The sequence below is a fragment of the Agrobacterium sp. LR_9 genome (genome assembly GCF_041954855.1).
Taxonomy (GTDB): Bacteria; Pseudomonadota; Alphaproteobacteria; order Rhizobiales; family Rhizobiaceae; genus Agrobacterium; species Agrobacterium leguminum.
Window position 1 is genome coordinate 320,798 of the sequence record NZ_JAVAYA010000001.1, and the last position, 19,010, is coordinate 339,807.

Here is a 19,010-nt window from a genome sequence, read left to right on the forward strand (position 1 = left end):
AGCAATGAACATGTTGTCGGAAGCAGCAGTTGAAAAGGCGCTGGACAAGAAAATGAATGAAGTCTCATACAAGATGATCGGCAAGGACGTTTCGGTTTATTACGGCGAAAAGCGGGCGCTTTACGACGTGAACCTCAACGTTCGCGAAAATACGGTGACCGCGCTTATCGGCCCGTCCGGCTGCGGCAAATCCACCTTCCTGCGTACCCTGAATCGTATGAACGACACGATCGACGGTTGCCGGGTCACCGGCAAGATCACGCTCGACACCGACGATATCTACGATCAGGCGATTGACGTCGTGGAATTGCGCGCCCGCGTCGGCATGGTGTTCCAGAAGCCGAACCCCTTCCCGAAGTCCATCTACGAAAACATTTCCTACGGTCCGCGCATCCATGGTCTCGCCCGCAACAAGGCGGATATGGACCAGATCGTCGAGCAGAGCCTGCAGAAGGCGGGTCTCTGGAACGAGGTTAAGGATCGTCTGCACGAATCCGGCACCGGTCTTTCCGGCGGTCAGCAGCAGCGTCTGTGCATCGCACGCGCCGTTGCCGTCAGCCCGGAAGTGATCCTGATGGACGAGCCCTGCTCGGCTCTCGACCCGATCGCGACCGCAAAGGTCGAAGAATTGATCCACGAGCTGCGCACCAATTACACCATCGTCATCGTCACGCACTCCATGCAGCAGGCGGCGCGTGTTTCCCAGCGCACGGCCATGTTCCATCTTGGTCATCTTGTCGAGGAAAACGAAACCGACAAGATGTTCACCAATCCGGACGACCAGCGCACGCAGGATTACATCATGGGCCGCTTCGGCTGATCCCGGCCGGCGCTTTATCGAAACCGAACAAGACTGGTGCTTCTGCCGTGCCCGCTTCCGGGTACGCGCATGCAGGCCAAGCCGGAGGACTAGACCATGACACAAACAACGACCCATTCGCATATTCTGTCGGCCTATGACGACGAACTGAAATTCCTTACGCGTCGTATCGCCGAAATGGGCGGTCTTGCGGAGCAGATGTGCGCCGACGCCGTGCGTGCGCTCGTCAATTCCGATGCCGCGCTCGCACAGAAGGTCATTTCCGACGATGCGATCCTCGACCACGCCGAGCGTGAGATCGGCGACAAGGCCATCGTCACCATCGCCAAACGCCAGCCGATGGCGGCCGACCTTCGCGAGATCATCGGCACTCTGCGTATTGCAGCTGACCTTGAGCGCGTCGGCGACCTTGGCAAGAACACCGCCAAGCGCGTCATCGCGGTTGCCGGCACCGGCGTGCCGCGCAAGCTCGCCCGTGGAATCGAACACCTGTCGGAACTCGCGCTGGTGCAGCTCAAGGAAGTGCTGGACGTCTATTCCACGCGTTCCGCCGAGAAGGCCAATGCCATTCGCGAGCGCGACGAAGAAATCGACGCCATGTACACGTCGCTCTTCCGTGAGCTTCTGACCTACATGATGGAAGATCCGCGCAACATCACCACCTGCACGCATCTTCTGTTCTGCGCCAAGAACATCGAGCGTATCGGCGACCACGCCACCAATATCGCAGAGACGATCTATTACATGACCACCGGAAGCCAGCCGGAAGGCGAGCGTCCGAAGGACGACAGTTCCAACACCCTCGGTTCGGTGACCGAGTAACAGACAGGCAGCGGCTTGCGGAGTTAGTATATGGTGCCCAAGATTGCAGTTGTGGAAGACGAGGAAGCGCTGAGCGTCCTGCTTCGTTACAATCTCGAGGCTGAGGGATATGACGTCGACACGATACCCCGTGGAGACGAGGCAGAAATCAGGCTGCAGGAACGTATTCCGGACCTCCTTATCCTGGATTGGATGCTTCCCGGCGTTTCCGGTATCGAACTGTGCCGTCGGCTCAGGATGCGGCCGGAAACCGAGCGCCTGCCCATCATCATGCTGACGGCGCGCGGCGAGGAAAGCGAAAGGGTTCGCGGCCTCGCCACCGGCGCCGACGATTATGTCGTCAAGCCGTTTTCGACACCGGAACTCATGGCCCGCGTCAAGGCGATGCTGCGCCGGGCCCGCCCCGAGGTTCTGTCTTCGGTGCTGAAATGCGGCGATATCGAACTGGATCGCGAGACCCATCGCGTTCACCGCAAGAGCCGTGAAGTGCGTCTCGGCCCGACGGAATTCCGCCTGCTGGAGTTCCTGATGACCTCTCCGGGCCGGGTGTTCTCCCGCTCGCAGTTGCTGGATGGCGTCTGGGGCCATGATATCTACGTCGATGAGCGTACCGTCGACGTGCATGTCGGACGCCTGCGTAAGGCGCTCAATTTTTCCCATATGCAAGACGTCATCCGCACCGTGCGCGGTGCAGGATATTCGATGGAAGCCTGATCGGAACCGAACTGACGGTTCCCCTCAGCATGACGTTCCGCCAAAATGAAAAGGCCCGAAACCGGAATGGTGTCGGGCCTTTTCATTTTGAACCTTCCGCAAGCACGATACTTTCATCTGCTTGACGAGCGGTTGAGAGCCCACCGAAATCCGGATTGAAGGGCGAAACGCGACGACGAAGAATAAGCCTTTGTGTTCTGCTGTAGCCGTCCGGGAAGCGTGGTGCGTTTGTCACAAAAAAACGGGCCCGAAGGCCCGTAGTTTTTGAGTGTCGAATGCGTGCCGCAACACTCAAGCCTTGCGACGCTCGCTTACCGGCTGGTAGGCAAGCTTTGCATGGAACTTGCAATAGGGCGAAGATTCCAGTGCTTCACAACCGCAGAAATGGAAATCATCCTTCAGCGGATCGCCGACCGGCCACTTGCAGGTGCGCTCCGTCAGTTCCGTCAGCGTCAGGCGGCGGGAAATCGGTGTCACGACATTTTTGGAGGGAACGTAATCGAGAACTTCGGCGGTCTCGATATCGATCTCCTCGTGCAGCGCCGTTGCCGCGCTCGAGCGGTTCAGGGCGCGTGCAGGTGCTGCGCTGACGCGGGCTGCGAAATTCGTCGCGCGCGGGGCAGGGGCGGCAGTGCGCTTGGGCGCGGAACGCGCCGAAGTAACCGGGCCGCCGGCCTTCACGCGTCCCGGCAGGTTGAGGCGATGGACCTTGCCGATGACGGCATTGCGGCTGACGCCGCCCAGCTGTGCTGCTATCTGGCTGGCGCTAAGCCCCTCGGACCACAATTTCTTGAGTTTTTCGACCCGTTCGTCTGTCCAGTTCATGCCGCTTCTCCGCTCGTCGCGTATAATGTCGGCAGAATCCCTCTCCGCCTCGCGGGCGTGCCGCGAGCGTGGTTTCTGCCTGATTTTTGGTGACTAGTTCCGCCGCAATGCAGTCTAGTAATTAGCGATTAACCTAGTGCCACGCAGACTCCGTGGCAAGAGTCGCGGGAATCATCTCGAATCGATTTTCCGGTTTTCCCCAACTTGCTGGCGAGTTGAGTCTGAAAGGCAACACCTTGGGCCTCGTCCGTCGCTACCTACTAGGGCTTGAGAAGCCCGGGAAACGCGGACTTTTGTTGACATCGGCAGGCGAAGTGACAATAGTGCCCCTGCCGCCGCGAGGCGGCATTTTTGATTTTCAGGCAAGGGATAACCCCGAAAGCCTATTGACAACCGTCTGACAGCGCATCCGCGCAAGGAGTGATACAGCCATGGCCGAAGCCGCCGCGCCATTGTTCGATACGTTTGCAAGAGCCCCCCTGCGCTTCGAGCGAGGCGAAGGCGTCTGGCTGTTCACGGAAAGCGGCGAACGATATCTGGATTTTGCGGCCGGCGTCGCGGTCAACTCGCTGGGCCATGCCCATCCGCACCTCGTGGAAGCGATCAAGACCCAGGCCGAGAAGGTCTGGCACGTCTCGAACCTTTATGAAGTGCCGGGCCAGGAAAAGCTTGCAAAGCGCCTGACGGAAGTGACATTCGCAGACAAGGTCTTCTTCACCAATTCCGGCGCAGAAGCGCTGGAATGCGCGATCAAGACCGCGCGCCGTTATCATTATTCCAAGGGGCATCCGGAAAAGTTCCGGATTATCACTTTCGAAGGTGCCTTCCATGGCCGCACGCTGGCGACGATTGCCGCCGGCGGCCAGCAGAAATATCTCGAAGGTTTCGGTCCCAAGGTCGAAGGTTTTGACCAGGTGCCCTTCGGTGACGTCGATGCGTTGAAAGCCGCCATCACGGCCGAGACGGCCGCGCTTCTGATCGAGCCCATTCAGGGCGAGGGTGGCATTCGCGCGCCAGCCAAGGAATTCCTGCAGCTGCTGCGGTCGCTCTGCGATGAGCATGGCATGCTGCTGATTTTCGATGAGGTCCAGACCGGCGTTGGCCGTACGGGCAAGCTCTTTGCCTATGAGCAGACGGGCGTCGCACCGGATATCATGGCGGTTGCCAAGGGTATCGGCGGCGGTTTCCCGCTCGGCGCCTGCCTTGCGACGGCGGATGCTGCTTCCGGCATGACGGCGGGCGTGCATGGCACCACCTATGGCGGCAACCCGCTGGCCATGGCTGTCGGCAACGCCGTGCTCGATGTCGTCCTCTCCGAGGGTTTTCTGGAAAAGGTTCGTGATGTCGCGCTGGTCTTCCGCCAGGGCCTTGCTTCGCTGAAGGATCGTTATCCTGACGTTATCGAAGAAATCCGTGGCGAAGGCCTGCTTCTCGGCATCAAGGCCAAGGTTCCATCGGGCGAGCTGTTGCAGGCCATGCGCGCCGAGCATCTGCTGGGTGTGCCGGCGGGCGACAACGTCATCCGTCTTCTGCCGCCGCTCGTCACCACGGCGGAAGAGGCCCGCGAGGGTCTGTCACGCGTGGAAGCGGCCGCCGCTTCCCTGACAGCGAAACAGGCAAAAATCGCCTGAGGAAACAATAAAGGGCGGGCCTCTTCCCCGAGGCTCGCGAGCATGGGACAGTTTGAAATGGCTTCACCTAAACATTTTCTTGACCTGTCGGCCGTCAGCTCGCAGGACCTGCGGGCAATTCTCGACGATGCCCGCGCACGCAAGGCCGCCACCAAGGCCGGAACGGCGGAAAAGCCGCTTGCCGGCAAGATGCTGGCTATGATCTTCGAAAAGCCTTCCACCCGCACCCGCGTCTCCTTCGATGTCGGCATGCGCCAGCTCGGGGGCGAGACGCTTTTCCTCTCCGGTACGGAAATGCAGCTCGGTCGCGCCGAAACGATCGGCGATACGGCCAAGGTGCTGTCGCGTTACGTCGACGCCATCATGATCCGCACGACGGATCATTCGCGCCTGCTGGAGCTTGCCGAACACGCGACCGTGCCGGTCATCAACGCCCTGACGGACGACACGCATCCCTGCCAGATCATGGCGGATATCATGACCTTCGAGGAACATCGCGGCCCGGTCAAAGGCAAGACCATTGCCTGGACGGGTGACGGCAATAACGTCCTGCATTCCTTCGTCGAAGGCTCGGCCCGTTTCGGTTACCGCATGACGATGGCCGTGCCGATGGGCTCCGAACCGCATGACAAGTTCCTGAACTGGGCGCGCAACAATGGCGGCGAGATCATGTTGTGCCATGATGCCGACAAGGCCGTTGCGGGTGCGGACTGCGTCGTCACCGATACCTGGGTGTCCATGAACCAGGAACACAAGGCGCGCGGCCACAACATTTTCCAGCCCTATCAGGTGAATGAAGCCCTGATGGCCAAGGCGGAAAAAGACGCGCTGTTCATGCATTGCCTGCCGGCCCATCGCGGTGAGGAAGTGACGGATGCCGTGATCGACGGTCCGCAATCCGTCGTCTTCGACGAGGCGGAAAACCGCCTCCACGCGCAGAAGTCCATCATTGCATGGTGCATGGGCGTCATTTGATGAGCAATCGCCCGGCCTGACACGCGTCACGCCGGGTGCTTGAACTTGACCGCATAGATTACCATCTGTGGGACTTCGAAGAGGCTCGTCGGTTTTGCTGGCGGGCCACATTCACGATTTGCACGTTTTTCCCCGGAAGCGGTTTCTCTTCCCGGGTCTCTGTGCGACAAGCGAAAAAAGCACATTTTAAAAGCCGGACTTTTGGACGGTAGCGGCGCCACGGCTGCGCCAGGGAGTATGACATGGCAGATGTAACGGTTGAACTGGACGATCTCGATTTTGCTGGCGACGACAAGGTTGTGCCCTTTCAGGTCGAAGGTCTGGATGTGCGCGGCCGCGCCGTACAGGTGGGTCCGCTGCTGAATGCCATCCTTGAGCGGCATGACTATCCCCCGGCGGTCGCCCGCCTGCTGGCGGAAGCGACCGTTCTGACGGCGCTGATCGGCACGTCGCTCAAGTTTTCCGGCAAGCTGACCGTCCAGACCAAGGGTGACGGCCCGGTCGACCTTCTGGTTGCGGATTTCACCGCGCCGGAAAGCATGCGCGCTTATGCCCGTTTCGATGAGGAGCGGCTGGCGGAGGCGATTGCGGCCGGGGCGACGTCGCCGGAGCAATTGCTCGGCAACGGCATTCTGGCCTTCACGATCGATCAGGGTGCGGGCATGCAGCCTTATCAGGGTATCGTGCCGCTCGATGGCTCCTCGCTGGAAGACATTGCCGGGGTTTATTTTCGCCAGTCGGAACAGCTTCCCACCCGCGTGCGGCTGGGCGTCGCCGAATTCTTCGACCGTGATGGCGAAGGTAAGCCGCGCCATGGCTGGCGTGCGGGCGGTGTTATCGCGCAGTTCCTGCCGCAGGCGCCTGAGCGGCTGCGCATGCGCGACCTGCATGGCGGCGATGGCGATGAAGGCGGTCACGAGGTGCAGGAAGACGATGCCTGGACGGAGGCGGTAACGCTGCTGAACACGGTGGATACCGACGAGCTGACCGATCCGCAGGTCCCGGTGGAACGTCTTCTCTTCCGGCTTTTCCACGAGAGCGGTGTGCGCATCTACGATCCGCAGGCGGTTTTCGACCGTTGCAGTTGCTCGCGGGACAAGATTAAGGGCGTCCTGTCCGGTTTCACTGCTGAGGAGATCGAGGCAAGCGAAGAAGACGGCGCCATTGCCGTGACCTGCGAGTTCTGCTCCACCACCTATCGCTACGATGTCAGCGAATTTGAGAATGCCTGAATGAAAGCCGCGTCCTGAAGGGCGCGGCTTTTTCGTTGCCGGGTGAATGTCAGTTCAGGACCCGCATCAGGCCGGGTGAATCCAGCGAAAAGGCGGGTATGGTGACGTTGAACACCTCGCCATTTTCCGTTTCCATTTCATAATGGCCGAACATCAGGCCGGAAGGTGTGTCCAGCGGGCAGCCGGAAGAATATTCGTAGCTGTCGCCCGGTTTCAGATGCGGCTTCTCACCCACAACGCCCGGCCCATAGACCTCATCCACCTGTCCGTTCTGATCGGTGATGTGCCAATAGCGATTGACGAGGGTAACCGGAATATCGGAATTGTTCGCGATCACGACTTTGTAGCCCCAGACGTAACGATCGTCATCCGGGTCGGATTGTTCCTCGAGATAATACGGATCGACCGTTACCTCGATATCCCTTGTCAGAGCACGATACATACGCGCCACACCTCGATATTATGCCTGCCGCCGCATCCTACACTATAGGCTCTGGCTATCGTCAAGAAAATGAATGACTTGACGGGCAGGAGGCGTCTCCTGTTGCGCTGTTTTCCACCGTTAGGGATAACGGTAAAGGTAAATATTGGTTGCCTGAAGCGATCTTTTTGGACCGGACAGGCGAACCACGGCCCGACACGCGGTCAGGCCATGGTGCCTTGCGGATTGAATTTTCAGGCCGAAACGGCCGCCAGACCCTTCGCCAGATCCTCCAGCAGGTCGTCGGTATCCTCGATGCCGCAGGAAAGGCGCAGGGTGCCGCCGGAAATGCCGAGTTCGGCACGCGCCTCGTCGGTGAGGTTCTTGTGCGTCGTCGTGCCGGGGTGGGTGATGAGGCTCTTGGCGTCGCCGAGATTGTTTGAAATCTTCACGATCTCAAGCGCGTTCTGCAGCTTGAAGGCTGCTTCCTTGCCGCCCTTCAGCTCGAAAGCGACCAGCGTCGAGCCGCCGGACATCTGCCGCGCGATGATATCGGCCTGCGGGTGATCGGCGCGGCCGGGATAGATGACCTTGGCGACCTTGCCGCTATCGGCGAGAAAATCAGCGATTTTGCCGGCATTGGCCGTCTGCTGCTTCACACGCAGTGGCAGGGTCTCGATGCCTTTCAGAAGCGTCCAGGCATTGAAAGGCGACATGGCCGGGCCGGTATGGCGGAAATAATCCTGCAGCTCTTCTTCGATCCACTTCTTGTCGGAAAGGATCACGCCGCCAAGGCAGCGGCCCTGGCCGTCAATATGTTTGGTGGCCGAATAAACGACGATATGGGCGCCGAGTTCGAGCGGCTTCTGGAAAAGCGGTGTGGCAAAGACGTTGTCGACTACCACCTTGGCGCCGATCTGGTTGGCGAGCTTTGCCACCCCGGCAATATCCACCACTTCAAGCGTCGGATTGGTCGGGCTTTCGAGGAAGAACAGCTTGGTGTTCGGCTGGATAGACTTTTCCCAGTTGCCGAGATCGCGACCGTCGATCAGCGTGCATTCGATGCCATATTTCGGCGCAAGCGTTTCCACCACCCAGCGGCAGGAACCGAAGAGGGCGCGGGCCGCAACGATATGGTCGCCGGCGCGCAACTGGCACATGATGGCGGCGGTGACGGCGGCCATGCCCGACGCAAGTGCACGGGCGTCTTCAGCGCCTTCCAGCAGGCACATGCGCTTTTCGAACATGTCGTTGGTCGGGCTCGCATAGCGGGCGTAGATGAACCCATCCGTTTCACCCTTGAAGCGCGCTTCGGCGGCTTCGGAGTTTTCATAGACGAAACCCTGGGTCAGATAGATCGCTTCCGACGTTTCACCGTAAGGGGAGCGTAGCGTACCGCCGTGAACGAGCTGGGTTGCCGGGCGCCATTTATTGCTCATGTGATCACCTTCAAAACAAAAAAACCGGCCGCAAAAGCAGACCGGTTCCTAGCACCCGGTCTTTTTAGCCACTTGTTTAACGTGGCTGCAAGCCGACCGGCCAAATCACCACGGGATAAGCTTGCCATACTGCCGTTACCGGCTTGCGTCAATGCTTTCCTTTTGGTTTTGTCGCCGTAAAAAGGAATGATGACCATGACCAGAACCACGGGCATTTTGGCGGATGGCGCAATCAAGGCGCTGTTTGCGGGCGGCAAGCTGAAGAGCGAGGCCGATCTCGATGCTGATCAGGTGCAGCCCGCCAGCCTCGATCTCAGGCTCGGCTCGAAGGCCTATCGCGTGCGCGCCAGCTTCATGCCCGGCCCCGGAAACCGCGTCATCGACAAACTCAATCGTCTCAGCCTGCACGAGATCGACCTTACCCAGGGCGCGGTGCTGGAAACCGGTTGTGTCTATATCGTTCCCTTGATGGAAAGCCTTGCGCTGCCCGCGGACATGTCGGCCTCGGCCAATCCGAAAAGCTCGACCGGCCGTCTCGATATCTTCACCCGCGTCATGACTGACAGCGCGCAGGAATTCGACAAGATACCGGCCGGTTATGCTGGCCCGCTCTATCTGGAAATCAGCCCGCGCACCTTCCCGATCGTGGTGCGACGCGGCTCGCGCCTGTCGCAGATCCGCTTCCGCATCGGCCATTCGCTGCTCAACGAAAGTGAACTGCTGAAGCTGCACGAGACGGAAACGCTGGTTGCCAGCGACACGCCCAACGTGACCGGCGGTGGCATCGCGCTCTCGATCGACCTCAAGGGTTTCGGTGAAAACGGGTTGATCGGTTATCGCGGCAAACATCACACAGCCGTGGTAGACGTCGACAAGAAGGCCCAGCACGACGTTCTCGATTTCTGGGAGCCGCTCTACGCCCGCGGCCGTGCCGAACTGATCCTCGACCCGGATGAATTCTATATTCTCGTCTCGCGCGAAGCCGTGCACGTTCCACCGCTCTATGCGGCCGAAATGACACCCTTCGATCCTCTGGTGGGCGAATTCCGCGTGCACTACGCCGGCTTCTTCGATCCCGGCTTCGGCCATGCGCAGGCCGGCGGCACCGGCAGCCGGGCCGTGCTAGAAGTGCGCAGCCACGAGGTTCCCTTCATCCTCGAACATGGCCAGATCGTCGGCCGGCTGGTTTACGAGCACATGCTGCAGAAACCGGAAGGCCTCTATGGCTCCGGCCTCGGCTCCAATTATCAGGCGCAGGGGCTGAAGCTCTCCAAGCATTTTCGAGCCGAATAACGACCCTGGCGGGTGCTTGACACCCGCTGCGAACTATCCGATGTCTTATGCGCGGTGCGGGTGTAGCTCAATGGTAGAGCAGCAGCTTCCCAAGCTGAATACGAGGGTTCGATTCCCTTCACCCGCTCCATTTTGCAGACATCTGACACTCTTGCTGCGTTTAGCCACCATTGTGTCGGTAGCCACGCGAATATGCAATTTAGCTTGACTACGATTAAATTGCACGTAATAGTTGATGCGGTCGTAACATGGGGGAAGTGTTATGAGTCGCAAACTTCTTTCGGAATTTCTGGGAACCTTTTGGCTCGTCTTCGGAGGATGCGGCAGTGCGGTTTTTGCCGCCGCTTTTCCTGAACTCGGCATTGGCTTCCTTGGTGTCGCTTTCGCTTTTGGTCTGACGGTTCTGACCATGGCCTATGCGGTTGGCGGCATTTCGGGCGGTCATTTCAATCCGGCCGTTTCAGTCGGCCTCACTGTTGCCGGTAAGTTCCCGGCGGCGAACCTCGTGCCTTACATAGTGGCGCAGGTTCTGGGGGCGGTCGTCGCGGCTGCGGCGCTTTATGTCATCCTCACCGGCAAGGCGGGGGCTGAAATCGGCGGTTTTGCCGCCAATGGTTATGGTGAACATTCGCCGGGCGGATATTCTCTCGTATCGGCGCTGCTGATCGAAGTCATCCTGACGGCGTTTTTCCTGATCGTCATTCTGGGCTCTACGCATGGCAGGGTTCCTGCCGGCTTCGCGCCGATCGCCATCGGTCTTGCCCTTACCCTTATTCATCTGATTTCCATTCCGGTCACCAACACATCCGTCAATCCGGCCCGCTCCACGGGACAGGCATTGTTCGTTGGCGGATGGGCGCTGCAGCAGCTCTGGCTGTTCTGGCTCGCTCCGATCCTCGGCGGCGCCATCGGGGCCGTGATCTGGAAAATCTTCGGCGAGGAAGAGAAGGCCGGCCATGCCGGTTCGGTTCAACCTGCGCAGACTTGAATAAGAGGCTTTGTTTCCTCGAATAGTCGGGGAAACGACTGAGGAGGATGACATGGATCTTGCTTCGATATTGGCCCAGATCGTCGGCGGTGCGGTAGGCGGCACGGCAGGCGGAAAGATAGTGAAGGACTCCGATCTTGGTTCGCTCGGCAATCTGATTGCCGGCGCCATCGGCGGCCTCGGCGGCGGAACCGTGCTCGGTTCGCTGCTCGGCGCGGCGGGCGATGCGGCAGCCGGAGGCGTGGATATCGGCGCTCTCGCCGGCCAGCTCGTTGGCGGCGGTGTCGGCGGTCTGATCGTGCAGATCATCGTCGGCCTGATCAAGAACAAGCTCGTTACCAAGTAGAGCGGTTCGGCCACCTTCAGGATGAAATGACGGTCCTTGCCGAGGGAGGAGCTTCGTTCGGCAAGGCACTGGCTGCCGTTACCGATGACGGCAGTAACGTAAGGCCTGAAACGGCTTTGCCGGAGCGGCAATGTGAGTGAAGCCGAGAACGGCTGTCGCGGCTGATCGGAAAAAGTATCAGGACTGTTTCGGCTCTGCCGAAGATGCCGGATCATGAGTATTTTTGGCGACAGGCGCGTGTGGCGTCTTGTTCCATGCGAAGGGTTTGGTGTTGAGTTCCACCACGGCCCGCCAGGCCGCGATGGACAGCATCAGCCAATATGCGGGTATTGCCAGCCACCGCCTTCCGACATGCCTTCTTTCATAGGCAATCATTCTGCCGCGGCCCATCAGCACGAAGATCGTGTAGCTTCCGACGATATTCAGCACATCGATAAAAAACAGAAGACCCTGCCAGGTGAGCAGCAGGTCAGCGCCATTTTCCCGGAGGGCGATGGTCATGAATGCGAGCGAAACGAAGAGCAGGGGGTGCGCCAGCGACGACAGAAGCATGCCGCCGATCAGCAGTTGAAAGACCACATAGGCAAACCATCCCATGTCGCGCGCGGTCGCAAAGGGCGCACGGGTCATCACCAGCCAGCTTTGCAGCCAGCCCTTGTACCAGCGTGTTCGCTGGTTCAGCCACACGGGTAGCGAGGTCGGCGCATCCTCCAGCGTCTGTCGCCGGATGACGCCGCAACGATAACCCAGCCGATGCAGCCGGAGGCCGAGATCGGCATCCTCAGTTACATTATAGGGGTCCCAGGCGCCGGCCTTCCGCAGCACGGCGGTCCGGAAATGATTGGAGGTGCCGCCAAGCGGCAGCGGCAAGCCGTGTGCGGCAAGGGCAGGCAACATGCAGCGGAAGAGACCGGAATATTCCAGTGCGAAACAGGCGCTGAGCCAGGAGGAAGAGGCATTGCTGATGATGAGCGGCGCCTGCAGGCAGGCCACCTCGTCCGGCTCGTTGCGGAAGGTGGCATAGGCTTCACGCAATTGCTGCGGATGGGGCCGATCCTCGGCATCATAGACCGCAACGAATGCGCCACGCGCGCCGGAAAGCGCGTAAGTGAGGGCTTTTGGTTTGGTGCGCGGCAGGGAGGGCGGCACCCTGACGACCTCTATGTGCGGGCCGGGATTTATCCGCTGGATCGCCTCGATCGTCGCAGCGTCGTCTGCTTCGCAGACAAGCTTGATGTCCAGCCGGGATTTGGGCCAGTCCAGACGTTCCAATGCCCCGATGAGCTGCCCGACGATGGCCTCTTCCCGGTAAAGCGCCACCAGAACGGTATAGACAGGCAATTCGTTTTCCTGCCGAAGAGGCAAAATGCTCTTCGCGTCGTTTCCCCGGGGCGCATGGACGAGTGCGAACAGCCTGAAAAGCAGGGTCAAAAGGTAAAGCATCGTCAGGGTGACGTGCAGATAAGCAAATGCCGCTTCCGTGTAAAATAGCAGCGACAGAATGAGCAGTGTAAGGAGGACGCCGCTGTAAAAACCCTGCTGGCCCTGTAGCGTGATCCTGGCGGAATGGTGCGGCGCCGTGTTGAAAAGCCGCTGCTGGGTTTCCGCCGAGCGGCGGGCCTCGCCCGCTTTCCAGATTGCGCTGCGCATGGCCTGCGGGGTTGTCACGGCAAATTCGTCGAGAAGACGCGGACGTTGATCCAGCATGTTTTTCAGCGACGCCATTCGCGCCAGTTCCGGTACGATCAGCAGCGTTGGCGTGCCGTTCAGCGGTGTCAGCCGCAGAAACCTCGGTTCGGAGAGCTGAGTGTCCAGCTTATTCAAATCCGTCACACGGTCCGGGCCGATTTCGGGGAGAAACGGCAATCGCAGGAATCGGGCGAAAGCGCCGAAATAGGCATCCGTCGTGACGAGACCGCTTGCCAGCAATTCGTCCTCCAAAGTCGAGCCATTTTCCAGAGCCCGTTGTTCGAATGCCTCGATGTAGGGCCTGCCAAATCCCAGCGAAGAGAGAAAGCGGGCCTGTCCGGCCTGGTCCTGTTCGGGAGCGGTTGAAAGCGGATTTTCACTGGCGTGGGAAAATGTAATTTTTCGTGTCGCCGGCGTCGTGCGAAACGAATCTCGTGTATATTGCCTAAAATAATCCATGCATCGCCGCCGCCGTCATGGTAACGCCCCACTTCCTGTCACGGATAGTATAGATGAGAATGACGAATGTAACGCGGAATATAGGTCTCGGATTTACTTTAGCTTTCGCTTTACAATTTACTGGTTTTTTTAGCGATGTACGCGCGGAGGGCCTGTCGGACGGGAACCGGATGCCGGTGCTGTTCGATGCGCAGGAGCGGTTTCCGGGCGGCGATCTTTCTTCCGTTCCCCGCATCAGATTTCTGATGTCGGTCGATTTCCCGCCCTTCAATTTTACCGATCAGGAAGGCCGGCTTGCGGGTTTCCATGTCGATCTGGTGCGTGAAATCTGCGCGCAACTGAAGGTCGAAAGCAAATGCCAGGTGCAGGCGCTGCCGTTTGATGAGCTGGAGGCGGCTTTGGAAATGGGCGAGGGCGAAGCGGTGATTTCCGGCCTCGCCACCACCGCCGACCTGCGCAAGAGTTTTACCTTCTCGCGGCCCTATCTCCTGATGCCCGCCCGTCTTGCGGTGAACAAGGCGGCCAAATTCACCGGCGCGGGTGCCGATGCGCTTTCGGGAAAGAAGGTGGGTGTGGTTGCCGGCTCGCGGCACGAACAGATGCTGAAGGCATTCTTTCCAAAGGCCGCGGCTGAGGGCTTCGATGGTTACGAGCCGATGTATGACGCGCTGAAGAAAGGCAAGGTGGACGCCATCTTCGCCGATGGTCTGCGCCTGCCTTTCTGGGTTTCAGGAAGCGCTTCCGATGGCTGTTGCGCACTCTTCGGCGGTCCCTATATGTCCGACAGGTTTCTCGGTGAAGGCCTGTCCATCATGACCGTCGATCCCGATAACGTGCTCGTTCCGGCTTTCGATCAGGCGCTGGCGGCCCTTTCCCGCAACGGCCGGCTGGAGGAAATCTACCGGCGTTATTTCCCTTATGGGCTCTATTAGGGAGAGCCGGCCACCGGATCGGTTCCTGCGCCAGCGCCTATTTTGCTGGCGCGAAAACTTCTTCATTGCGGCGCAGGCGCAGCAGCGCGATCCATACGGCGGCAGCGATGGCGGTTTCCACCATGAAATAGCTGCCGATCGTTCCTGAAATGCTGAATGACCAGGTGAAGAAGGCGACGACGACGGAGCCGATGAGGTTGCCACTGTTCCAGATCTTCGCGCGAATATCCTGCCGTCCGGATGCGCCGAGCGCCTCGAGAGCGGTGGCGGCAACGGCCATGGGCAGAACCGCCCAACAAAGCACGCGGGTGATGATGGGCAGCGAAACATATTCATCGCCGAACAAAAGCGGCAGGAAGGGCGCAATGATGAAAATGACGAGCGCACTGCCGGTCGCGATGAAAAGCGCGGCCTTCAGCACGTTATAGGCGCGTTCTATGGTCTTGCTGATACCCTGCAGGGCGGCGGAAGCCGAACCCGGATAGATCAGCCGGTTGAGGGCCTCGACGGAGAGATAGGAACTGTCGAGAATGCGCCGGGCGATGGAATAGCTGCCCAGTACCTCCGCGCTTGCAATGGCGCCGAGAACGAGAATATCGGCATTGCCGCGCACGGCCTTGAACAGGAACTGGGTGGAAAACAGGACTCCGATGCGGATTTCCTCACGCACGATGCGGAACACCGGGCGGCCGAGTCTCGCTATCGCCTTGACCGAGATCATGGCCGCAATGGTGTGGGCGGCAAGGTTCCATAGCGCCCAGGCCTCCACCGTTTCCACCTTGAAGATGAGGCAGGCGACCACCGCGGCAATGGTGCGGGCGACGGCAAACATCACTTCCAGCTTGTTGGCGGAGGCGAAGTCGGAATGGGCGATGAAGCTCTGCGTGGAAAGCGAGATGACTTTCAGGAGGACGAGGTTCGTGAACAGGATCAGGAAGGTGGTGATCAGCGTGTGCAGCAATGTTTCCGAGGTCGGGAAAAATACCGGGATCGTCACCATGCCGATGATGGTCAGCACCACGCCTGTCGCGGCGCTCAAAAGATAGCTGTGGCCGAGCATGACGGGAAACATGCTGCGATCCTGCGCGACACGGCGAATCAGCGATTCCTGCGAACCGATACCGCAGATCTGGACGCCGAGATTGGTGACGGCCGTGATGGAGGCGTAAAGCGCGAATTGTTCGACACCGAGATGGCGGGCAAGCAGCGCAAAGGTCAGAAGCTGGGCGGCGCTGGACATGAGGAGCGCTCCGCCGGATGCCATGTAGGTCAATCCCAGTCTGACTAGATGGCCGAGCCGCGGCGTATTGAACGACACCTCATTCTCCATGTTTTCCGGCATTGCCGGGCGAATTCAAAAATGACTGCGCTGCTTTTTAAAATCTGGCGAACTGAGAAAGCCGCAACCGGCCAATAAAGCGAAAGTCCGCGACCCGAATGAATGGCAGTTTATCCTGTCTTATCCCTCTTGAGGTAAGAGAGGGTTAAAGCAATTGCATAATAATGATGATAATGACTGTTTATGGTTATTTGGACATGGCCCTGTTTCAGAAGGGTTTCGTTGTTCGTCACAAGGCAGGCCAATGATCCGACTATCCATTTTCGATGCAGGCGACCATGCCGCGTTTGGCTGATACGCAGCCCGTCTCTGCGCAAGGCAGCGCCATTTCCCTTGCCGGCGGCCGGCGCGACGCGTTTTTCTTCGTCGCCACCATGCTCTATATCTGGATTTCCGTCGCGCCTTTCGAAAATCTTGCAGCACCGCCGGTGCCGCACGCTGCCGCAAACCAGCTGACCGGCCTCGTGATCGCATTGATCCTCGGCGTTTTTGCGCTGCGCCACCGGCTGACGGGGCTTCTGCTGCGGCCGCGGCTGCCCATTCTGCTGCTGTTTTTCTGGCTGGCGATATGCTCGGTGGTCGGAACCCAGCCCGGCACGTCGCTGCAACGTCTAATCTTCACGGCGCTCCTGTGCTTCATCACCAGCGTCCTTGTCGTCATGCCGCGCGACCGGCGGCAGTTCGACCGGATGATGGCCATCTTCGCCATCATTCTCTTGGCGCTGTGTTATCTGGGGGTGATCTTCCTCAGCTCGCGCTCGATCCATCAGCCCTATGATCTCGATGAAAAAGCGCTGGCGGGTGACTGGCGCGGTATCTTCAATCACAAGAATGCCGCCGCGCCGGCGATGATCATTCTCTTCATGATCGGGCTTTACCTGCGCAATGCCTGGTCGACGCTGGGCGGCCTCGCCATCACGCTGCTGGCGGGGTTTTTCCTTTGGAAGACCAACGGAAAAACCGCGGCCATGCTGCTGCCCGTCACCGTGGCGCTGATCTGGATCATGGAAAGGCATGCCAACCGTACTTTGTTGATGATCGGCGGTCTTCTTGCCTTCATCAACATATCCGCGGTCGGCTCCACCTATTTTCCGAGCATACAGAATTTCGTCGAAGGCCTGGGCATTGATTCCACCTTCACCGGGCGGACGGACATATGGCGGCTATCCTTCGATACTTTCGCGCAATCGCCGATCTTCGGACAGGGGTTCCAGGCATTCTGGACGAGCGACCGGCTCCTGTCGCAGGCCGATATTGCCGGCACCTGGGCGGTCACAGCCTTCCATGCCCATAATGGCTATATTGAAAGCCTGCTGAATGGCGGCCTGCCGGCCTTCATTCTCACCGTCATCTGGCTGGTCATCATACCCGCGAACGATTTCCGCACGGCGGTGGACAAGGGCACGGACCCGGCACTTACCCGACTTTTTGCGAGAATTTGGGTGTATGCGTTACTTTCTTCGTGTTTAGAGAGCAATTTCTTTACCGGAACCGGGCCTATCTGGTCTTCTCTTCTAATCGCCATCTATTGTTTGAGGCATCAGGCTTACGACATACTCGAAGAGGGACAGTAATTTGCAGACAGGCCGGGGGGCTTTGTATGACGCAAAAAATCGGGACTTTTACCGACCGGATCAATAACCGGCTGGTGCGCTATTTCCCGGGACCGGCGGTGCGGATCGAAACGTCCGAACCGATCGTGTCCTTCACATTCGACGATGTGCCGGCAAGCGCCTGGACGGCGGGTGCGCGCATTCTGGAAAACGAGGGCGTTTGCGGCACGTTTTATATCGCCGGCGTGTTTATCGACCAATACGATGAACAGCAGCAGATGATTTCCGCGAAAGGCTGCTCGGAACTGGCGGCAGCCGGCCATGAGCTTGCCTGCCACACCTTTTCCCATCGCAAACTCTCGAGCTTTTCCCGACGGGGGCTCGAGGAGGATCTCGATCGCAATGACCGCGTGCTCGGCTCGTTCGATGCAAGCCGCCACGGGCGTAATTTCTCCGTTCCCTTCGGTATGGCTTCACCGGTCATGCAGCCGCTGCTGCGGCGCCGGTTCAGGACGGCGCGCGGCATCATGCCAGGGATCAACCGGGGCAGTGTCGACCCGCATAATCTTGCCGCAGTCGAGTTGCGTTCGGATCAAAACTATCTCGACGCCGCCGATGGCTGGCTGGAGGATGTTCTGCAAAAAGGCGGCTGGCTCATCATCTTCACCCATGATGTTTCGCAGACGCCGAGCTTTTACGGTTGCCCGGAAGGCAGATTTCAGGGTCTCGTCCGCAGGGCGGTGTCGGGCGGCGCGAAGATCATGACGGTCGATGCCGCCGCAAGGACACTCGGTCTTTAGAGGAGTATTCTCGGCGCGCGTGCCCGGTCGATACCGCGGAAAACGCAGTTGCGGGTTATTGGCTGGCCCAGATGATGCGGGCGATCCATTCCACATCGGCCATGTCGAAGCTGCGGTTCGGATGTTCCGGGTTGAGCGAAAGAAGCTCGATGTTTTTGGGGCTTTGCCGCGCCAGCACCTTGGCCATCACTTCGCCGTCGCGGCTTTTCAGCACCACGCGGTCGCCGCGCCGCACCTGCGCGCCGGGCTCCACGATGAGGATATCTCCGTCGCGGTAGAGCGGCATCATGCTCTCGCCCTGCACTTCCAGTGCATAGACGCCCTGTTTGCGCTCGGGAGAGGAGGGGAATTCCACCACATCCCAGCCCTGACCCGCCGGAAAACCGCCATCGTCGAAAAAGCCGCCGGAGCCCGCCTGCGCGAAACCGAGCAGGGGAATGGCGTTGTCGGCGCCGGAAGGCTGCATGGTCTGCGCCCTGCCGAAAGCATAACCGAAAAACTGGTCGACGCTTGCCCCCGTCGCCTCCAGCACCTTGGAGACGGATTCCGTCGAAGGCCAGCGTTTGCGGCCATCCGGCCCGAAACGTTTCGATTTATTGAACGAGGTGGGATCGAGGCCGGCGCGCTTCGCCAATGCCGAAGGCGTTAGCTGGTGGCGTTCGGCAAGCGTATCGATGGCGCTCCAGATCGTCTCGTGTGACAGCATGATAGAAAGCCCGCAAGTGGAGCCGA

At 59.5% G+C, this 19,010-nt stretch carries 18 protein-coding genes, 1 tRNA gene and 1 riboswitch; of the genes, 13 read left to right on the forward strand and 6 right to left on the reverse strand.

Annotated elements, in window-relative coordinates; genetic code table 11:
- The first annotated feature begins 4 nt into the window (after positions 1-4).
- The 3 genes from pstB (at position 5) to phoB (ending at position 2,356) form a co-directional block, all read left to right on the forward strand.
- On the forward strand, positions 5-820 hold the full coding sequence (gene pstB / locus RAC79_RS01585) for a phosphate ABC transporter ATP-binding protein PstB (protein WP_003519986.1): 816 nt from the start codon (positions 5-7) through the stop codon (positions 818-820).
- A 96-nt stretch (positions 821-916) separates the two neighbouring features.
- Complete coding sequence (gene phoU / locus RAC79_RS01590; protein WP_065654531.1) at positions 917-1,642, forward strand: phosphate signaling complex protein PhoU; 726 nt, start codon at positions 917-919, stop codon at positions 1,640-1,642.
- Between the two features lie 30 nt (positions 1,643-1,672).
- Positions 1,673-2,356, forward strand: coding sequence for a phosphate regulon transcriptional regulator PhoB (phoB, locus tag RAC79_RS01595; protein WP_003493692.1), 684 nt, complete (start codon positions 1,673-1,675; stop codon positions 2,354-2,356).
- Between the two features lie 291 nt (positions 2,357-2,647).
- Here phoB and RAC79_RS01600 read toward each other — a convergent pair whose 3' ends face one another.
- On the reverse strand, positions 2,648-3,181 hold the full coding sequence (locus tag RAC79_RS01600) for a GcrA family cell cycle regulator (protein ID WP_078051295.1): 534 nt from the start codon (positions 3,179-3,181) through the stop codon (positions 2,648-2,650).
- Between the two features lie 431 nt (positions 3,182-3,612).
- Between RAC79_RS01600 and RAC79_RS01605 the strand changes: the two genes are divergently transcribed.
- The 3 genes from RAC79_RS01605 to RAC79_RS01615 all read left to right on the forward strand — a co-directional run bounded on the left by RAC79_RS01605 (position 3,613) and on the right by RAC79_RS01615 (position 7,019).
- Positions 3,613-4,812: an aspartate aminotransferase family protein gene (locus RAC79_RS01605; RefSeq protein ID WP_142844054.1), complete on the forward strand. Its 1,200-nt coding sequence runs from the start codon at positions 3,613-3,615 to the stop codon at positions 4,810-4,812.
- A gap of 57 nt (positions 4,813-4,869) precedes the next feature.
- Positions 4,870-5,787 carry an ornithine carbamoyltransferase gene (argF, locus tag RAC79_RS01610; RefSeq protein WP_003519982.1) on the forward strand — a complete coding sequence of 306 codons (918 nt, stop codon included), beginning with the start codon at positions 4,870-4,872 and terminating at the stop codon, positions 5,785-5,787.
- A gap of 242 nt (positions 5,788-6,029) precedes the next feature.
- On the forward strand, positions 6,030-7,019 hold the full coding sequence (locus RAC79_RS01615; protein ID WP_065654528.1) for an Hsp33 family molecular chaperone: 990 nt from the start codon (positions 6,030-6,032) through the stop codon (positions 7,017-7,019).
- Positions 7,020-7,068: 49 nt separating this feature from the next.
- Here RAC79_RS01615 and apaG read toward each other — a convergent pair whose 3' ends face one another.
- Both apaG and RAC79_RS01625 read right to left on the reverse strand, forming a co-directional pair.
- Positions 7,069-7,461, reverse strand: a complete 393-nt coding sequence (gene apaG, locus RAC79_RS01620; RefSeq protein ID WP_003503545.1) for a Co2+/Mg2+ efflux protein ApaG — start codon at positions 7,459-7,461, stop codon at positions 7,069-7,071.
- Between the two features lie 233 nt (positions 7,462-7,694).
- Positions 7,695-8,879: an O-succinylhomoserine sulfhydrylase gene (locus tag RAC79_RS01625; protein WP_142844053.1), complete on the reverse strand. Its 1,185-nt coding sequence runs from the start codon at positions 8,877-8,879 to the stop codon at positions 7,695-7,697.
- 43 nt (positions 8,880-8,922) lie between these two features.
- Positions 8,923-9,001, reverse strand: a riboswitch (SAM riboswitch).
- A gap of 73 nt (positions 9,002-9,074) precedes the next feature.
- Between RAC79_RS01625 and RAC79_RS01630 the strand changes: the two genes are divergently transcribed.
- The 4 genes from RAC79_RS01630 to RAC79_RS01645 all read left to right on the forward strand — a co-directional run bounded on the left by RAC79_RS01630 (position 9,075) and on the right by RAC79_RS01645 (position 11,506).
- Positions 9,075-10,172, forward strand: coding sequence for a 2'-deoxycytidine 5'-triphosphate deaminase (locus RAC79_RS01630; protein WP_080856951.1), 1,098 nt, complete (start codon positions 9,075-9,077; stop codon positions 10,170-10,172).
- 56 nt (positions 10,173-10,228) lie between these two features.
- Positions 10,229-10,302, forward strand: a tRNA-Gly gene (locus tag RAC79_RS01635).
- 132 nt (positions 10,303-10,434) lie between these two features.
- Positions 10,435-11,160, forward strand: a complete 726-nt coding sequence (gene aqpZ / locus RAC79_RS01640; RefSeq protein WP_078051291.1) for an aquaporin Z — start codon at positions 10,435-10,437, stop codon at positions 11,158-11,160.
- Positions 11,161-11,212: 52 nt separating this feature from the next.
- Positions 11,213-11,506: a hypothetical protein gene (locus tag RAC79_RS01645; RefSeq protein WP_003519942.1), complete on the forward strand. Its 294-nt coding sequence runs from the start codon at positions 11,213-11,215 to the stop codon at positions 11,504-11,506.
- 177 nt (positions 11,507-11,683) lie between these two features.
- Here RAC79_RS01645 and RAC79_RS01650 read toward each other — a convergent pair whose 3' ends face one another.
- Positions 11,684-13,654, reverse strand: coding sequence for a glycosyltransferase family 2 protein (locus tag RAC79_RS01650; protein WP_161987692.1), 1,971 nt, complete (start codon positions 13,652-13,654; stop codon positions 11,684-11,686).
- A 170-nt stretch (positions 13,655-13,824) separates the two neighbouring features.
- Here RAC79_RS01650 and RAC79_RS01655 point away from each other — a divergent pair, with 170 nt between their 5' ends.
- Positions 13,825-14,586: a transporter substrate-binding domain-containing protein gene (locus tag RAC79_RS01655; RefSeq protein ID WP_142844052.1), complete on the forward strand. Its 762-nt coding sequence runs from the start codon at positions 13,825-13,827 to the stop codon at positions 14,584-14,586.
- 37 nt (positions 14,587-14,623) lie between these two features.
- On the opposite strand, the gene uppX is transcribed toward RAC79_RS01655, so the two are convergent.
- A complete protein-coding gene (gene uppX, locus RAC79_RS01660) occupies positions 14,624-15,916 on the reverse strand; it encodes a Wzx-type polysaccharide biosynthesis protein UppX (RefSeq protein ID WP_026363784.1) in 1,293 nt (430 codons plus the stop codon).
- A gap of 287 nt (positions 15,917-16,203) precedes the next feature.
- Here uppX and uppY point away from each other — a divergent pair, with 287 nt between their 5' ends.
- Both uppY and RAC79_RS01670 read left to right on the forward strand, forming a co-directional pair.
- A complete protein-coding gene (uppY, locus tag RAC79_RS01665) occupies positions 16,204-17,499 on the forward strand; it encodes a Wzy-type polysaccharide biosynthesis protein UppY (protein ID WP_078051518.1) in 1,296 nt (431 codons plus the stop codon).
- Positions 17,500-17,525: 26 nt separating this feature from the next.
- Complete coding sequence (locus RAC79_RS01670; protein ID WP_174038780.1) at positions 17,526-18,278, forward strand: polysaccharide deacetylase family protein; 753 nt, start codon at positions 17,526-17,528, stop codon at positions 18,276-18,278.
- A 55-nt stretch (positions 18,279-18,333) separates the two neighbouring features.
- On the opposite strand, the gene RAC79_RS01675 is transcribed toward RAC79_RS01670, so the two are convergent.
- A complete protein-coding gene (locus tag RAC79_RS01675; protein WP_006313323.1) occupies positions 18,334-18,984 on the reverse strand; it encodes a helix-turn-helix transcriptional regulator in 651 nt (216 codons plus the stop codon).
- Positions 18,985-19,010: the final 26 nt, after the last annotated feature.

Excerpts from the sequence above, each read along its gene's own strand:
- pstB (WP_003519986.1), top strand. The coding sequence starts at position 5 with ATGAACATGTTGTCGGAAGCAGCAGTTGAAAAGGCGCTGGACAAGAAA.
- phoU (WP_065654531.1), top strand. The coding sequence starts at position 917 with ATGACACAAACAACGACCCATTCGCATATTCTGTCGGCCTATGACGAC.
- phoB (WP_003493692.1), top strand. The coding sequence starts at position 1,673 with ATGGTGCCCAAGATTGCAGTTGTGGAAGACGAGGAAGCGCTGAGCGTC.
- RAC79_RS01600 (WP_078051295.1), bottom strand. The coding sequence starts at position 3,181 with ATGAACTGGACAGACGAACGGGTCGAAAAACTCAAGAAATTGTGGTCC.
- RAC79_RS01605 (WP_142844054.1), top strand. The coding sequence starts at position 3,613 with ATGGCCGAAGCCGCCGCGCCATTGTTCGATACGTTTGCAAGAGCCCCC.
- argF (WP_003519982.1), top strand. The coding sequence starts at position 4,870 with ATGGCTTCACCTAAACATTTTCTTGACCTGTCGGCCGTCAGCTCGCAG.
- RAC79_RS01615 (WP_065654528.1), top strand. The coding sequence starts at position 6,030 with ATGGCAGATGTAACGGTTGAACTGGACGATCTCGATTTTGCTGGCGAC.
- apaG (WP_003503545.1), bottom strand. The coding sequence starts at position 7,461 with ATGTATCGTGCTCTGACAAGGGATATCGAGGTAACGGTCGATCCGTAT.
- RAC79_RS01625 (WP_142844053.1), bottom strand. The coding sequence starts at position 8,879 with ATGAGCAATAAATGGCGCCCGGCAACCCAGCTCGTTCACGGCGGTACG.
- RAC79_RS01630 (WP_080856951.1), top strand. The coding sequence starts at position 9,075 with ATGACCAGAACCACGGGCATTTTGGCGGATGGCGCAATCAAGGCGCTG.
- aqpZ (WP_078051291.1), top strand. The coding sequence starts at position 10,435 with ATGAGTCGCAAACTTCTTTCGGAATTTCTGGGAACCTTTTGGCTCGTC.
- RAC79_RS01645 (WP_003519942.1), top strand. The coding sequence starts at position 11,213 with ATGGATCTTGCTTCGATATTGGCCCAGATCGTCGGCGGTGCGGTAGGC.
- RAC79_RS01650 (WP_161987692.1), bottom strand. The coding sequence starts at position 13,654 with ATGGATTATTTTAGGCAATATACACGAGATTCGTTTCGCACGACGCCG.
- RAC79_RS01655 (WP_142844052.1), top strand. The coding sequence starts at position 13,825 with ATGCCGGTGCTGTTCGATGCGCAGGAGCGGTTTCCGGGCGGCGATCTT.
- uppX (WP_026363784.1), bottom strand. The coding sequence starts at position 15,916 with ATGGAGAATGAGGTGTCGTTCAATACGCCGCGGCTCGGCCATCTAGTC.
- uppY (WP_078051518.1), top strand. The coding sequence starts at position 16,204 with ATGCCGCGTTTGGCTGATACGCAGCCCGTCTCTGCGCAAGGCAGCGCC.
- RAC79_RS01670 (WP_174038780.1), top strand. The coding sequence starts at position 17,526 with ATGACGCAAAAAATCGGGACTTTTACCGACCGGATCAATAACCGGCTG.
- RAC79_RS01675 (WP_006313323.1), bottom strand. The coding sequence starts at position 18,984 with ATGCTGTCACACGAGACGATCTGGAGCGCCATCGATACGCTTGCCGAA.